The organism is Tardiphaga sp., from assembly GCF_044336785.1.
GTDB lineage: Bacteria > Pseudomonadota > Alphaproteobacteria > Rhizobiales > Xanthobacteraceae > Tardiphaga.
Genome location: NZ_JBIIOT010000117.1, coordinates 1 through 14,039, shown reverse-complemented (window position 1 = coordinate 14,039; position 14,039 = coordinate 1). Strand labels below are relative to the sequence as shown.

15 protein-coding genes and 1 tRNA gene are annotated in these 14,039 nt (G+C 62.2%); 8 read left to right on the top strand and 8 right to left on the bottom strand.

From position 1 onward, the window contains the following. The 3 genes from ACIQ2A_RS22900 to obgE form a co-directional block, all read right to left on the bottom strand. A partial coding sequence (locus ACIQ2A_RS22900; RefSeq protein ID WP_398483735.1) for a hypothetical protein occupies positions 1-214 on the bottom strand: 214 nt, incomplete at its 3' end. Positions 215-476: 262 nt separating this feature from the next. Then, complete coding sequence (proB, locus tag ACIQ2A_RS22895) at positions 477-1,607, bottom strand: glutamate 5-kinase (RefSeq protein WP_398483733.1); 1,131 nt, start codon at positions 1,605-1,607, stop codon at positions 477-479. A gap of 122 nt (positions 1,608-1,729) precedes the next feature. Continuing rightward, positions 1,730-2,779 (bottom strand): GTPase ObgE, encoded by a 1,050-nt coding sequence (obgE, locus tag ACIQ2A_RS22890; protein WP_398483731.1) that lies wholly within the window; start codon positions 2,777-2,779, stop codon positions 1,730-1,732. Positions 2,780-3,066: 287 nt separating this feature from the next. On the opposite strand from obgE, the gene ACIQ2A_RS22885 reads away from it, so the two are divergent. Beyond that, entirely contained in the window at positions 3,067-3,984 is a 918-nt protein-coding gene (locus ACIQ2A_RS22885; RefSeq protein ID WP_398483729.1) for a DMT family transporter, read from the top strand. Positions 3,985-4,107: 123 nt separating this feature from the next. Here ACIQ2A_RS22885 and ACIQ2A_RS22880 read toward each other — a convergent pair whose 3' ends face one another. The 4 genes from ACIQ2A_RS22880 to ACIQ2A_RS22865 all read right to left on the bottom strand — a co-directional run bounded on the left by ACIQ2A_RS22880 (position 4,108) and on the right by ACIQ2A_RS22865 (position 7,027). Then, a complete protein-coding gene (locus ACIQ2A_RS22880; protein WP_398483727.1) occupies positions 4,108-4,701 on the bottom strand; it encodes a GNAT family N-acetyltransferase in 594 nt (197 codons plus the stop codon). Positions 4,702-4,840: 139 nt separating this feature from the next. Then, positions 4,841-5,113, bottom strand: coding sequence for a 50S ribosomal protein L27 (gene rpmA / locus ACIQ2A_RS22875; RefSeq protein WP_211911333.1), 273 nt, complete (start codon positions 5,111-5,113; stop codon positions 4,841-4,843). Positions 5,114-5,220: 107 nt separating this feature from the next. Then, positions 5,221-5,610, bottom strand: a complete 390-nt coding sequence (gene rplU / locus ACIQ2A_RS22870) for a 50S ribosomal protein L21 (RefSeq protein ID WP_398483724.1) — start codon at positions 5,608-5,610, stop codon at positions 5,221-5,223. A 253-nt stretch (positions 5,611-5,863) separates the two neighbouring features. Then, positions 5,864-7,027, bottom strand: a complete 1,164-nt coding sequence (locus ACIQ2A_RS22865; RefSeq protein WP_398483722.1) for a mandelate racemase/muconate lactonizing enzyme family protein — start codon at positions 7,025-7,027, stop codon at positions 5,864-5,866. Positions 7,028-7,268: 241 nt separating this feature from the next. On the opposite strand from ACIQ2A_RS22865, the gene ACIQ2A_RS22860 reads away from it, so the two are divergent. The 6 genes from ACIQ2A_RS22860 to ACIQ2A_RS22835 all read left to right on the top strand — a co-directional run bounded on the left by ACIQ2A_RS22860 (position 7,269) and on the right by ACIQ2A_RS22835 (position 13,170). Further along, positions 7,269-8,159, top strand: a complete 891-nt coding sequence (locus tag ACIQ2A_RS22860; protein WP_398483720.1) for a LysR substrate-binding domain-containing protein — start codon at positions 7,269-7,271, stop codon at positions 8,157-8,159. Positions 8,160-8,315: 156 nt separating this feature from the next. Next, positions 8,316-9,842, top strand: a complete 1,527-nt coding sequence (gene hutH, locus ACIQ2A_RS22855; RefSeq protein ID WP_398483718.1) for a histidine ammonia-lyase — start codon at positions 8,316-8,318, stop codon at positions 9,840-9,842. 323 nt (positions 9,843-10,165) lie between these two features. Beyond that, complete coding sequence (locus ACIQ2A_RS22850; protein ID WP_398483716.1) at positions 10,166-10,789, top strand: GAF domain-containing protein; 624 nt, start codon at positions 10,166-10,168, stop codon at positions 10,787-10,789. Between the two features lie 79 nt (positions 10,790-10,868). Then, on the top strand, positions 10,869-11,990 hold the full coding sequence (locus tag ACIQ2A_RS22845) for an ROK family protein (RefSeq protein WP_398483714.1): 1,122 nt from the start codon (positions 10,869-10,871) through the stop codon (positions 11,988-11,990). 418 nt (positions 11,991-12,408) lie between these two features. Next, positions 12,409-12,498: transfer RNA gene (locus ACIQ2A_RS22840), tRNA-Ser, on the top strand. Between the two features lie 246 nt (positions 12,499-12,744). Continuing rightward, positions 12,745-13,170, top strand: coding sequence for a hypothetical protein (locus tag ACIQ2A_RS22835; protein ID WP_398483712.1), 426 nt, complete (start codon positions 12,745-12,747; stop codon positions 13,168-13,170). Here ACIQ2A_RS22835 and ACIQ2A_RS22830 read toward each other — a convergent pair. Beyond that, entirely contained in the window at positions 13,146-13,337 is a 192-nt protein-coding gene (locus ACIQ2A_RS22830) for a hypothetical protein (RefSeq protein ID WP_398483710.1), read from the bottom strand. The genes ACIQ2A_RS22835 and ACIQ2A_RS22830 overlap by 25 nt on opposite strands. Before the next feature lie 52 nt (positions 13,338-13,389). Between ACIQ2A_RS22830 and ACIQ2A_RS22825 the strand changes: the two genes are divergently transcribed. Beyond that, positions 13,390-13,836 carry a hypothetical protein gene (locus ACIQ2A_RS22825; RefSeq protein WP_398483708.1) on the top strand — a complete coding sequence of 149 codons (447 nt, stop codon included), beginning with the start codon at positions 13,390-13,392 and terminating at the stop codon, positions 13,834-13,836. Positions 13,837-14,039: the final 203 nt, after the last annotated feature.

Below are 14,039 nucleotides of genomic sequence, written 5' to 3'. Positions count from 1 at the left end.
CGTTATCCGCCAGCACTTTCGCGCAGGCCTTGCCAAGCTTGCTGCGATTTTCCTTCAGGCAGCTCAGCACGACCATATCGCCATCATTCATCTTGGCGCGGCAGAAACGCGATGCGTCGCGCGAGCAGGCATTCTGGTTGGCTGCCGTGTTGCCCTGCTGCGCGAGAACCGGCGTGGTGAGCAGCAGGAACGGAACGATCAAAAGGCGTTTCATTGCAATATCTCCCTGGTCAAATGGTCATTATCAATGCGGGCGCAGACAAGACCGTGGGCATGGCGCAATGATGGCGGGAACTCGTTCTGCGCGATGCGTCGGCGTTGGGAAGTAATGGAACGAAAGTTAGTTCCGTCACTCCGTCCCTCATCCTGAGGAGCCGCGAAGCGGCGTCTCGAAGGATGGCGACAGGCGCGAGAGCCAGGCCAGCTTATGGTTCGAGACGCGCGCAAGGGCGCGCTCCTCACCATGAGGGACTGAGTTAGTTCCGGCTACCGCCAATCACGAGATCATCGCGGTGGATCATCTCGATGCGGCCGGTGATACCGAGAATGTTCATCGCATCCGGCGAAGAGCGTCCCTTGATTTTCTCAGCATGCTCGGCGTCATAGGCCACAAGACCGCGACCGATCTCATGCGCATCGGGATCGCGCACGATCACCGCATCGCCGCGTGAAAACTGTCCATCGACGCGGATCACGCCAGCCGGCAACAGGCTCTTGCCCGCACGCAATGCAGCGGCAGCGCCGGCGTCGATGGTCAGCGTGCCCTTCGGCTCCAGCGATCCCGCAATCCAGCGCTTGCGCGCCGTGACGGGATTGGCGGGCGTCAAGAACCAGGTGCAGCGGCCGCCATCGGCGATCGCCTGCAGCGGATGATCTATCTTGCCGGAGGCGATGATCATATGCGTGCCGGCGGTGGTCGCGATCTTGCCGGCTTCGATCTTGGTGTACATGCCGCCGCGCGACAGTTCGGATTCGGCAGCACCCGCCATGCTCTCGATATCGGCGGTGATATGCTCGACCACCGGGATCAGCTTCGCATCCGGATTGGCGCCGGGCGGCGCCGTATAGAGGCCATCGATATCGGACAACAGCACGAGCAGATCGGCTGACGTCATGGTCGCAACGCGGGCGGCAAGGCGGTCATTATCGCCGTAGCGGATCTCGTTGGTGGCGACGGTGTCGTTCTCGTTGATCACGGGCACCGCACGCCATTCCAGCAGTTTGCCGATGGTGGAGCGCGCATTGAGATAGCGACGGCGTTCCTCGGTGTCCTGCAGCGTGACGAGAATCTGTCCGGCGCCTATGCCGTGATGGCCGAGCACTTCGGACCAGATGCGCGCAAGCGCGATCTGCCCGACGGCTGCCGCAGCCTGGCTCTCTTCCAGTTTCAGCGGACCGCGCGGCAGCTTCAGGCGATGACGGCCAAGTGCGATCGAGCCCGACGACACGACGAGCACGTCGCGGCCATCCGCGTGCAGCCTGGCGATATCGGCAGCCAGTGCTGCCAGCCACTCTGCCCGCACTTCACCCGCTGCATGGTCGATCAGCAGCGAGGAGCCGACCTTGACGACGATGCGGCGGAAGTTTTTCAGATCAGGCGACGACATGGCGATGCTTCTTGGGCGATGGTGTCTGTGGTGTCTCGGAGGCGCTTCGTATTCCATCGCCCCGTTCTTACGGGGAGAGGTTAGGTCCACGCGCGTTGCGGGTGTCGTGCATCATCGAAACGTCAGTTGCTTACAGGCGCCCATGGTGCGGACTGCGCGGCCGACTTCGCCTTGTCTGATACCGGTGCTTCGCCAATCACCTCGACCAGCGCGCGCAGGGCTTCCGGCACGCCATCGCCTGTTGCACCCGAGATCAGCAGAGGCGTCTGCTTGGACGCGCGCTTCAGGCGCTCCTTCTGCTTCTTCAGCTCGTCCGGCTCGACTGCATCGATCTTGTTGAGCGCCACGATCTCGACCTTGTTGGCGAGGTCGCCTTCATAGGCATCCAGCTCGCCACGCACGGTCTTGTAGGCCTTGCCCGCATGTTCGCAGGTGGCGTCGATCAGATGCAGCAGCACCCGGCAGCGCTCGACATGGCCGAGAAAGCGATCGCCGAGGCCCGCGCCTTCATGGGCGCCCTCGATCAGGCCGGGAATATCGGCCAGCACGAATTCGCGCGCATCGACGCCGACGACGCCGAGCTGCGGATGCAGCGTGGTGAAGGGATAGTCGGCGATCTTCGGCCGTGCCGCCGAGACTTTTGAGAGGAACGTCGACTTGCCGGCATTGGGCAGGCCGACCAGGCCGGCATCGGCAATCAGCTTCAGCCGCAGCCAGATCCAGCGCTCCTGGCCGGGCTGGCCGGGATTGGCGTTGCGCGGGGCTCGATTGGTGGACGACTTGAAATGCGCATTGCCGAAACCGCCATTGCCGCCTTCGGCCAGCACATAGGTCTCGCCGAGCTTGGTGAAGTCGTGGATCAGCGTTTCTTTGTCTTCGTCGATGATCTGGGTGCCGACCGGCACTTTCAGGGTGATCGGCTTGCCATTGGCACCGTGGCGATCCTTGCCCATGCCATTGACGCCGCGCGGCGCCTTGAAGTGCTGCTGGTAGCGATAATCGATCAGCGTGTTGAGGCCATCGACGACTTCGATGATAACATCGCCGCCGCGGCCGCCATTGCCGCCGGAGGGGCCACCGAACTCAATATACTTCTCGCGGCGGAACGCCACGCAGCCGTTGCCGCCGTCGCCGGAACGTATGTAAACCTTGGCTTCATCGAGGAATTTCATGGCGTATCCGTATCGCAGGGGGGTGTTTGCGGCAACAACTCATCGCGCCCGCAAGGCGACGAATGGCTGCCTTGCTGCGGTGTCAATCGCGTCCTAAAGGACAATGGGAAACGTTAACTATTGTCTCTGCCGCCCGCGAAACTCCGAACCTCATGGTGAGGAGGCGCGTCTTCCGCGCCGTCTCGAACCATGAGCTGTTTGGCTCCGAGTTTGCGGCCATCCTTCGAGACGCCGCGCTTCGCACGGCTCCTCAAGATGAGGGACTGAGAGGGCTCTTAAAGGCGCATATGGGCATGTTTGCGACCATTTCGACCGCCGCGGACAATCGCGCCGCCCGGATAGCCGGTATCGGCCTGATGCTGGCGGGTATCGCCATGTTTTCCTGTGGCGACGCCATCGGCAAATATCTGGTTTCGACCTATTCGGTCGGGCAATTGATGTTCCTGCGCGCCATCGCGGCGCTGACCCTGCTGGCGCCGATGATCTGGCGCCACCGCGGCGATTTCCTCACTCTGGACCGGCCGGGCCTGCAGGTGCTGCGCGTCGTGCTGTCTACGCTGGAGGTCGCGGCTTTCTTCTGGGCGGCGGGCTATCTGCCGCTGGCTGACGTCATTACCTATTATCTGGCCTGTCCGATCTTCGTCACCGCGGGGTCTGCGATCTTTTTGCGCGAATCCGTCGGCTGGCGGCGCTGGAGCGCGGTGTTTGTCGGCTTCATCGGCGTGATCATCGCGCTAAAACCGTCGGCGCAGATGGTGACCTGGCCGGCGCTGATCGCGCTCGGTGGCAGCCTGTCCTTCGCGGCGCTGATGCTGATCACGCGGTCGCTGCGCTCGGCGCCGGATGTGGTGCTGGCAACGACGCAGTTCATCGGCACATTCACCTTCGGTGCGGTGCTGACGACATTCGGCTGGGTGACGCCGGGCTTCGGCGATCTCGGCCTGTTCTTCCTGGCAGGGGTGGTGTCGATCGCGGCACTGATGTGCGTGAATCGCTCGCTGAAACTGGCGCCGGCGAGTGTCGTCGTACCGTATCAATATACGATGATCATCTGGGCGGTGATCTTCGGCTATCTGATTTTCGATGAACTGCCGGCGCCGGCGACGTTGATTGGCGCCACGATCATCATTGCCGCGGGGCTCTATATCTTCCTGCGTGAGCAGAGTCTCGGCAAGATCGCCGACGACGTGCCGCCGGTGGTTTAAAACGCCGTGGCCGTAGGATGGGTTGAGCGCAGGCGCGGTAGCGCCGGAGCGATAACCCATCACCGCGTGCTCCGGCGCCTCTTGTGATGGGTTTTCGCTGCGCTCAACCCATCCTACGATCCGTCATCTCCGCGTCGAACTCGCCCAGTTCTTCAGCGAGCTCCACACGCCACGTGTCAGCTTGAAGCAATCCACCGGCGTTGACGATCCGATCGCCTCGAAGCGATGCAGTTGCACGCCGGTCCACTGGAAGCCGCACTTCTCGAGGATATTTCGCGAGGCTGGATTGGCCACGCGCGCGCCGGCGATCAGCTGATCGATGGCGAATTCCTCGAATGTGTAATCGATCGCTGCGCGCACGGCCTCGGTGGCAAAGCCGCGACCCCAATGCTCGACGCCCAGCCAGTAGCCGAGCTCCGGCGCATCCGGCTCGCGCCAGTCGACACCGACCATGCCGATCGGGCGATAATCGAGCTCGATCAGGAACACTGCGTCGGTGGCCGCTTCATCCTGCAGCGAGCCGACAAACTGTTCGGCATCATCCTGCGAATAGGGATGCGGCAGCCGGCGGGTGTTCTCGGCGATGCGGCGGTCATTGGCGAGTTCGGTCACTGCGATGGCATCGGCCATCACGGGCTTGCGCAAGGTCAGGCGTTGCGTCTGCAGAACAGCGGCTCTGCTCTCGCTCAGCTGGGGTGTCGGGATATCCTGCAACATCTCGGGCTCCTGCAATGCGCCCCGAAGCGACGCACCAAACGAAAAGGGGAGGCCGGTTTCCCGCCTCCCCTCTGGAGCCCAATTCTGGCACTCCGCCGGTTCAACAGGACCCGGCGGACTCCATGTGAGTGTCCACCGTTTATTCGGCCGCGGCCTGAGTGATCGGGAGTACCGACACGAAGGTGCGGCCGTTGGCTTTGGCTTTAAACTCCACGCGGCCTTCGACCTTGGCGAACAGGGTATGATCCGTGCCCATGCCGACATTAAGGCCGGGGTGCCAGGTGGTGCCGCGCTGACGCGCAATGATGTTGCCGGGAATCACGCGCTCGCCGCCGAACGCCTTGACGCCAAGACGCTTGCCAGCTGAATCGCGGCCGTTGCGCGATGAACCGCCTGCTTTTTTATGAGCCATAGCTCGTCTCCGATCTCGATCTATTCAAAGATCAATTCCTTGCGGGAATTGTCTCACGGAAATTCAAATTTGCGCAGCGGATAATTCCGCTGCTGCAGCGATTCTATTTACTCGGCCGCTTCGGCCGGAGCGGCCTTCGGGGCTGCCTTTTCACGCTTCGGGCGCGGGCCCAGCGTCGGCGCCTTGCCATCGGCGAGGATCTCGCTGATGCGCACCAGGGTCAGCTCGTCACGGTAGCCACGCTTGCGCTTCGAGTGCTTGCGGCGGCGCTTCTTGAACGCGATGACCTTCGGGCCGCGCTTGTGGTCGAGAATTTCAACCGCAACGCTTGCGCCGGAAACGGTCGGGAGGCCGAGCACAGGCGTATCACCGCCGAGCATCAACACTTCACCAAGCTGCACGATCGTGCCGGCATCGCCAGCGATCTTGCCAATCTCAAGTACATCATCCGGAACGACGCGGTATTGCCGGCCGCCGGTTTTGATGACTGCGAACATCGTTCTAATCCTTCGTGTTCGATCCCGTCCTCGGATCAAGCGATGAAACGATCGCTCCGGGACGGCTTCTTGTTCAGTCGATAAGGGTTTGAAGTTTTTGCATTTTCTGGCCGACGTTGCGGCCCCACGCAAAAACAATCGGCGCGAGACAAAGCTTGCGCCGAAGGGTGCTTTATAGAGGGGGAAGACGGGGAGTCAAGGAAAAGCGAGCCAAAAACAGGCATTTGGCCTGCGTTTGACTCGCCGCCGTGGCTTAGGAAGCGAGGCTGCGCATTTCCTTGATCAGGTCCGATTTACCCTCGAATCCGATGCCCGGCAGTTCCGGCATCACGATGTGGCCGTTCTCGACTTTCACGCCATCCGGGAAGCCGCCATAGGGCTGGAACAGGTCGGGATACGACTCATTGCCGCCGAGGCCGAGGCCGGCTGCGATGTTCAGCGACATCTGGTGGCCGCCATGGGGAATGCAGCGGGTCCAGGACCAGCCGTAATTCTTCAGCATTTCCAACGTTCTAAGATATTCCACAAGACCATAGCTAAGTGCGCAATCGAATTGCAGCCAGTCGCGGTCCTTGCGCATGCCGCCGTAGCGGATCAGGTTGCGGGCGTCCTGCATGGAAAACAGGTTTTCGCCAGTGGCCATGGGCTTCGGATAATGCTCGGCGAGCTTTTCCTGCAGCTCGTAATCGAGCGGGTCGCCGGCTTCCTCGTACCAGAAAAGATCGTATTCCCTCAAAGCCTTGGCGTAATCGACGGCGGTCGTGAGATCGAACCGGCCATTGGCGTCGACGGCGAGCTGGCAGCCCGAGGGCAGCAGTTTCAGGACGTGCTCGATGCGCTTGAGGTCGTCGGCCAGCGGCGCGCCGCCGATCTTCATCTTCACGACATTGTAGCCGCGGTCCAGATAACCCTTCATTTCATTAGCTAAACCATCAAGGCCTTTGCCCGGATAATAGTAGCCGCCGGCCGCATAGACGAACACTTTGGGGTTCGCAACAGTGCCGTAACGCTCTGACAGAAAACGGAAAAGCGGCTTGCCCGCGATCTTGGCGACGGCGTCCCAGACCGCCATGTCGATGGTGCCGATGGCGACAGAACGTTCGCCGTGGCCGCCGGGCTTCTCGTTGGTGAACATGGTCGCCCACACCTTGTGGGGATCGATGTTTTCGCCAGTTGAATCAATGAGATCGTCGGGCTTGGCTTCGGGGATACGGGGCGCGAAACGTTCGCGGATCAGGCCGCCCTGGCCGTAGCGGCCGTTGGAATTGAAGCCGTAGCCGATCACAGGCTTGCCGTCGCGGATCACGTCGGTGACCACCGCGACCAGGCTCAGCGTCATTTTGCTGAAGTCGATGAAGGCGTTAGCGATGGGGGAGGCGATCGGAGCGGTGCGCTCCCGGACTTCGACAATGCGCATGGTTTTTCCTCGTTTTCGCGTGGTCTCTTGCGGCAACACGGCGGCAGACTTGCGGATGGCTTTAGGCAATAGCTAAAACACAGCCATCTCTGAAATGGTGATTTTTCACCGCAGGCGTTCCCATCTAAGATGGCTGTCCGCCGTCGTTGCGAGCGCAGCGAAGCAATCCAGAAAGCCAAAAGCGAAGACTGGATTGCTTCGTCGCCAAGAGGCTCCTCGCAATGACGGCTGAGAGGTCTTTATGCGCAGCTTCGATCCCGTCTCCCTTCGCCTGTTCATCGCCGTCTGCGAGGAGCGCAACATCGCCTCCGCCGCCAAGCGCGAGGCGATCGTGCCTTCGGCCGTCTCGAAACGCATCAGCCAGATGGAAGACGAGGCCGGGGTGCAATTGCTCGAACGCGGTCGCCGCGGCGTCACGGTGACGGCGGCGGGCGAGGTGCTGTGGCGCTATGCGCGCGAGAGTTTGCAACTGCTCGATCGCATGCAGGCTGAACTCGGCGCGTTTGCCGATGGCGTGCAGGGGCATGTGCGGGTGTTCGCATCGAAGTCCGCGGTGGCACAGGTGTTGCCGGAGGATGTGAGTGCCTTCGCGAAAAAATATCGCGATGTGCGCGTCAGCCTGGAAGAGCGCGAGATCTGGGAAGTGGTGCGCGGTGTGGAAGAAGGCCGTGCCGATATCGGCGTGTGCTGGGATGCCGTCGATCTGCGCGGGTTGACGGTGCATCCCTATCACCGCGATCGTCTCGCCGTCGTCGTGCATCCCGATCATCCGCTGGCATCGCGCGACACGGTCTCTTTTGAAGAGACCATCGACTACGAACATGTCGATATCGTCGCCCGCAGCATCATGCAGGCGACGCAGCGGAGTGCGGCGGCCGCGGCGGGCAAGCAGATGCGGTATCGTATTCAGGTGTCCACGGTGGATGCCGCCTATCGCGTCGTCGCGGCGCAGCTTGCGGTCGCCATCGTGCCGCAGGAAGAGGCATCCGCGATCCAGCAGACGCTGGGGCTCAAGGTGATTCCACTCAATAATGATTGGGCGCAGCGGCAATTCGTCATCGCCGTGCGCAACAAGGGGCTTAGCCTGCCGGCACAATTGTTGCTGGAAAGTCTGCAGAGCAGTGCCAAGTAGCCCCACTGTCATCGCCCGGCTTGACCGGGCGATCCAGTAAACTCAGCCGGCGCGGTGTGTACTGGGTCACCCGGTCAAGCCGGGTGACGACAAGCGGGGGTGGGTGACGGCAGCCTGCGTTGCGTCTAATATGCCTAGACAAATGAGGAGCCCGCCATGACCACCCATTTCGAACCTGGTGCGATGTCCCTGGCCGACTGGCGCGCGATCTATCGCGGCGCTGTGCCGAAGCTGGACGCGCAGCATCACCCGCGCATCCAGGCCAGCGCCGATGCGGTGGCGCGGATCGTGGCCAAGGGCGAGCCGGTCTATGGCATCAATACCGGCTTCGGAAAGCTCGCCAGCGTCGGCATCGCCGCCGAGGATCTGGTCGCGCTGCAGAAGAATATCGTGCTGTCGCATTGTGCGGGTGTGGGTGAGCCGATGTCGCCGGTGATCGCACGCCTGATGATGGCGTTGAAGATTGCGTCGCTGGCGCAAGGTTTTTCCGGCGTGCGGCTGGGGACGATTCAATTACTTGAGGCGATGCTGGCAAACGACATCATCCCCGTCGTGCCGGCGCAGGGCTCGGTCGGTGCGTCCGGCGATCTCGCGCCGCTTGCGCATATGACATCGGTGATGATCGGCGTCGGCGAAGCCTTTGCCGGCAACAAGCGTTTGCCGGCCGTGGAAGCGCTCGCGACTGTTGGCCTCAAGCCGATCGAGCTCGGCCCCAAGGAAGGCCTTGCGCTGCTCAATGGCACGCAATTCTCGACGGCTTGCGCGCTGGCCGGTCTGTTCGAGGCGGAATTGCTGTTCAGGACTGCAGTTGTCGGCGGGGCGCTTTCTACGGATGCCGCGCGCGGCTCCGATACGCCGTTCGATGCGCGCATCCATCAGCTGCGCAAGCATGATGGGCAGATTGCGGTGGCGTCGGCGCTACAAGGCCTGATGGTCGGAAGTGCTATCCGCGAGTCGCATCGCCTCGGTGATGTGCGGGTGCAGGATCCCTACTGCCTGCGCTGCCAGCCGCAGGTGATGGGCGCTGCCCTCGATATACTCAGGCAAGCAGCGGCGACGCTGCTCACCGAAGCCAACGGCGTCTCCGACAATCCGCTGATCTTTGCCGACGAGGACCTCGCCATGTCCGGCGGCAATTTTCATGCGGCACCGGTGGCCTTCGCGGCCGACATGATCGCGCTCGCGGTGTGCGAAATCGGCTCCATCGCCGAGCGGCGCATCGCGATGCTGGTCGATCCCGTGCTGTCCGGCGTGCCGGCGTTTCTCACACCGCGGCCGGGACTTAACTCCGGCTTCATGATCGCGCAGGTCACGGCGGCAGCATTGGTGTCCGAGAACAAGCAGCGCGCTTATCCCGCCAGCGTCGATTCGATTCCGACATCGGCCAACCAGGAAGACCACGTCTCCATGGCCGCGCATGGCGCAAGACGTCTGTCTCCGATGGTGGAAAATGCGATGGCTGTCATTGCCATCGAACTGCTTGCTGCGGCGCAAGGCTGCGATTTCCACGCGCCGCTGACCTCCAGCCACGCCCTCGAAGCCGTGCGAAAACGCATCCGCGACGATATCGCGCATCTCGACGATGACCGCTATTTTCATGCGGACATCGAGAAGGCACTGGCCTTGGTGCGGTCGGGCGCGGTGGTGGCTGCAGTCGGAGCATCGACACTGCCGACGCTCTGATCGCCAAGCTTCGGCGCGTTTTCGGAGCTTATTGCAGCACGATCTGATAGTTGCGATCGGTGGTGAGCGATGTCGCCGACGGCGCAATGTGCCACAATTGCTGTGGCCACATCGCGAGGGTGTGATCGATAACCAGCAGACTTGGTGTTCGCTTACCAAACTTATGCCGGTTGTGAGCTTGTCAATAGGAGTCGTCTAGCGCACATTCATCGCGCACTTCAATCTGAACAAGAACTTTCAACTCACGTTGTGTTTTGACGGCATCGCGCACGCAGCAAAGATGTCGATCGCCGGTCGGCCGGCGATGGTTGGATGGCATCGACATGAATGTGAAGCTCGATCTACCCGGCACCGAAATCCTGAGACGCAGCGGCGGGCCGTCGCTGCGCGAGCATATCGCGCGGGAGCGCCATGTCCTGATGCAGCTTGCGGCTGGCCGTCCGCTCGCCGATGTGATGCAGGAGCTGCTGTTGAGCGTCGAGGCGTCGTCGGGGCATCACATGATGGCGTCCGTTCTCGAAGTCAGCGAGGACGGCCGATATCTCCGGCATCTGGCGGCGCCCAGCCTGCCATGTGCCTATAACAAGGCGATCGACGGCGAACGAGTCGCGGAGGGCATCGGCTCCTGCGGTACCGCCGCTTATCGTGGCACGCCTGTCTATGTGGCGGATATCGCCACCGATCCGTTGTGGAAGGACTATCGTGATCTCGCGGCGGCGCACGGGCTGTGCGCCTGCTGGTCGACGCCGATCAAGGGGATGGACGAGGTCACCCGCGGCACATTCGCGGTATATTACGATGCGCCGCGTTCGCCCCGGCCGCACGATCTCGAAGCCATCGCCGCCATCACGCTGACCGTCGCTCTGGCGATCGAGCGGCATCGCACCGATCAGCAGTTGCAGCGCATGCGTGCCGAACTCAAGGCCGCAGGCAAGGCCAAATCCTGACTCGCGCGCCGCTGTTCCCTCGATGCAACCATTCGGTTCCATCGGCGTTGTCGATCGGTTCACGCGTTTCAGGGGCAACATGGCTGAAGAAGTAGTAACGACGCCGATCGGCATCGGCGTGCACGGCGCAAAACGTCTGCCCTCGGTCGAGGTGGATACTTTCAATATCGAGATCAAGGACGGCGACGGCTTTCTCGGCGATCGCGCCAGCAAGGGCGCGTTCCAGAAGATCGTCGAGGATCTGCGCAAGCCGTTGAAGAAGAACGGCGAGGATCCGCTCGGCAAGAAGTCGGTCAAGGAGATCGGCAAGAGCGAGCTCGACGAGATCCTGGTCGGCGAGGACGTCAAGGCGGCGGCTCTCGTGCACGGCGCCATCGAGGAATTCGCGAAGGAATTCGCCTATGTGATCCAGCGCTTCTTCAAGAACAAGGTGTGGGAAGACACCGAATGTATCGTGGTCGGCGGCGGCTTTCGCCAGAGCCGCGTCGGCGAACTCGCCATCGCGCGCACCGACATCATCCTGAAGTCCGAAGGGCTCAAGGTCGACCTGATCCCGATCCAGTATCACCCTGATGAAGCCGGCCTGATCGGCTGCCTGCATCTGGCGCCGTCCTGGATTTTCGAAGGCTATGACAGCATCCTTGCGGTGGATATCGGCGGCTCCAATATCCGCTGCGGCGTGGTGGAGACCGGCTGGAAGAAGTCGAAGGACCTCTCCAAGGCTCAGGTCTGGAAATCCGATCTGTGGAAACACGCCGAGGACGAGCCGACCCGTGAAGGCGCGGTGGAGCGGCTGATCAAGATGCTCAAGGATCTGATCAAGGCGGCCGACAAGGACGGCTTCAAGCTTGCCCCCTTCATCGGCATTTCGTGTCCAGGCGTGATCAACGAAGACGGCACCATCGAAAAGGGTGCGCAGAACCTGCCGGGCAATTGGGAAAGCAGCAAGTTCAACCTGCCGGCACTGATCGCCGAAGGCATCCCCACCATCGGCGATCACGACACGGCTGTCCTGATGCACAATGACGGCGTGGCGCAGGGGCTGAGCGAAGTGCCCTTCATGCAGGAATTTGCGCGCTGGGGCGTGCTGACCATCGGCACCGGCCTCGGCAATGCCCGTTTCACCAATCGCAAGAAAGACACGGGGAAGAAGGACAAGGACGAGAAGGACGACAAGAAGGCGAAAAAGGGCAAGGACTGAGACGTCGCCGTGTGCTCGCGGCGGGAGAGGGGCAGCCCCACGCTCCGATGTCACGTGGGCGCCCCCCTCTCCCTAACCCTCTCCCCCCGCGCGAAGCGTTGCTTCGCTTGGGGCGAGGGGACTTACCGAGGGGACTTGCGGTGTGTGGGGCGATGTCGGCGGCAAGCGATCGGCATCAGCGATTCTTGCGCGAATCGGCAGGTGCACGCGGCGTGCTTGGGTCGGCACACCAGATTTTGCGCTGTCATCCCCGCTCTGCCGCTGCCGGGCTGGATGGCTCGGGCCTGCGCGGAGCTGATTTTGCCGCATGGGGGTGGGCTGAAGGCGGAATTTCCTCATCCGGCGCTTGTCTGTTTCGGCATCCTCGCCTAGAACACCGCCAACCACCCGGCGGGCGACCTCCGGAATTCGGCACCAAGGAGAGGTGGCAGAGTGGTTGATTGTACCGCACTCGAAATGCGGCATGGGTGCAAGCCCATCGGGGGTTCGAATCCCCCCCTCTCCGCCAGAATTTCCCGACCTAGCGAAAACCTCAACAAATCAAGCGTTTCTCGAAACGCGGATCCTTCGGTGTAGCAAGACGGTGTAGCAACATCGGGCTGCTACACCGCTGACCTAACTTGCCATCATTGGACGCCCTGAGGCAAATCCGAATCCTTGGAAAGCCAAGTTCCGACTCGACTCGTCGTTCTTCTTTTGTTCTACTGCGGTCAGTAACGCTCATCACATTTCAAACCGCAAGGATGCCCCGACGATGGCAGGACGACGCGTGGCCGAATGGCGCTTCCCGAACGAAAAACAGGCCCGCGCCGAGGAGACCTTGCGTCGGATGCAGGAGGCCGCAACGCCCCCGCCAACGCCCGCCCTGGGTCCGGCCGACCCGATGACCGAGGCCTACTGGGACGCGGTCCTCGCAGACCCGGCGGCTCGCGCCAGGCCGGGCGTCCCGATTCAGAACCGCCGCCTGTCGGAGATCCCGCGCCACGTGCTGCGGGTGTCCTGCCGGCGCTGCGATCGAATCGTGGAGATCCAGACCGCCGATGCGGTCCGCCTCTACGGCGAACACGCCGTCTGGAAGGAAGTCGGCCAGCGCCTGCTCGACAACGGATGCCAGATGCGGACCGGAAGCCATGAGGACGACGGCTGCTGGCCATCCTACGAAGCGCAGGGCTCGTCCTGAGGGAGCACCGATTCCTTGAGATCCCAGCCGTCGAGCAGGTTGATCGCGTTCTGCAGGAATGTTTGTGCCCAAGTATGGTTCTCGGCCGGTCCCAGCTCCCATTCGACGCGCTGAATGCACTTGAGGATGTCTTCGCGGATGGATGCGGTGGTGTCAGGGGTGCTCATGATGATCTCCTTCACCCGCCTAATCGTTGCAGGAATCCGAAACCGGTAATCGATGGCCCCGAAATATCACCCGACCCTGATGAGCGGCGGAGACCGCAAGGCCTTGAAGAAGGAGCTGTCGAAGTCGCGCGCGATGACCGGCATCTTGGCGGACCAAGCCGCCGAGATGCGCGGCCGCGCCGAAGCGATGCTGCGCCAGGCGGACAAGCTGTCGTGCGAGAGCTGGAACGAGCGCATGTGGGCGGACGGTGAGCCGATCGACCCGTCCCCCACCGTCGACCAGGCCATCAACGGCGGCTTCCCGTGGCTGCAGATCGAGTGCAGCCGCTGCAGGACGCCGCGCGACATCGACCTGGCCGCGCTCGGCGCGCCGGCGACGACGTTCGTGCACGATCTGGCGACCCGGCTGAGATGCGAGAAGTGCAAGCGCGCCGGCAAGCGACCGGTGGCGACGCTGCTGCAGCTGGCGCCCAGGCAGCGGTCCGTCGTGACGGAATAAACTACCGTTGGAGTCTCAAATGAAACTTCCGTTTGTCGTCTGTCGTACGATATTGTGGTGCCGGATGAGGATCGACGAGGATCCATCGGCCTGGCCGCATCACCCCAACGAGCCAAGATAATGCACGAATATCGAGCGTACACCGTCGGTCCCGACGGCCATTTCACAGCGTCTGAGGTGATCGTCGCGGACAACGACGAGAA

What these genes read in the sequence shown, in the direction of transcription:
- ACIQ2A_RS22845 (WP_398483714.1), top strand. Translation starts at nt 10,869, where the DNA reads ATGGCTGAAGAAGTAGTAACGACGCCGATCGGCATCGGCGTGCACGGC.
- obgE (WP_398483731.1), bottom strand. Translation starts at nt 2,779, where the DNA reads ATGAAATTCCTCGATGAAGCCAAGGTTTACATACGTTCCGGCGACGGC.
- ACIQ2A_RS22825 (WP_398483708.1), top strand. Translation starts at nt 13,390, where the DNA reads ATGGCCCCGAAATATCACCCGACCCTGATGAGCGGCGGAGACCGCAAG.
- proB (WP_398483733.1), bottom strand. Translation starts at nt 1,607, where the DNA reads ATGTCGTCGCCTGATCTGAAAAACTTCCGCCGCATCGTCGTCAAGGTC.
- ACIQ2A_RS22830 (WP_398483710.1), bottom strand. Translation starts at nt 13,337, where the DNA reads ATGAGCACCCCTGACACCACCGCATCCATCCGCGAAGACATCCTCAAG.
- ACIQ2A_RS22860 (WP_398483720.1), top strand. Translation starts at nt 7,269, where the DNA reads ATGCGCAGCTTCGATCCCGTCTCCCTTCGCCTGTTCATCGCCGTCTGC.
- ACIQ2A_RS22865 (WP_398483722.1), bottom strand. Translation starts at nt 7,027, where the DNA reads ATGCGCATTGTCGAAGTCCGGGAGCGCACCGCTCCGATCGCCTCCCCC.
- rplU (WP_398483724.1), bottom strand. Translation starts at nt 5,610, where the DNA reads ATGTTCGCAGTCATCAAAACCGGCGGCCGGCAATACCGCGTCGTTCCG.
- ACIQ2A_RS22880 (WP_398483727.1), bottom strand. Translation starts at nt 4,701, where the DNA reads ATGTTGCAGGATATCCCGACACCCCAGCTGAGCGAGAGCAGAGCCGCT.
- ACIQ2A_RS22835 (WP_398483712.1), top strand. Translation starts at nt 12,745, where the DNA reads ATGGCAGGACGACGCGTGGCCGAATGGCGCTTCCCGAACGAAAAACAG.
- ACIQ2A_RS22850 (WP_398483716.1), top strand. Translation starts at nt 10,166, where the DNA reads ATGAATGTGAAGCTCGATCTACCCGGCACCGAAATCCTGAGACGCAGC.
- hutH (WP_398483718.1), top strand. Translation starts at nt 8,316, where the DNA reads ATGACCACCCATTTCGAACCTGGTGCGATGTCCCTGGCCGACTGGCGC.
- ACIQ2A_RS22885 (WP_398483729.1), top strand. Translation starts at nt 3,067, where the DNA reads ATGGGCATGTTTGCGACCATTTCGACCGCCGCGGACAATCGCGCCGCC.
- rpmA (WP_211911333.1), bottom strand. Translation starts at nt 5,113, where the DNA reads ATGGCTCATAAAAAAGCAGGCGGTTCATCGCGCAACGGCCGCGATTCA.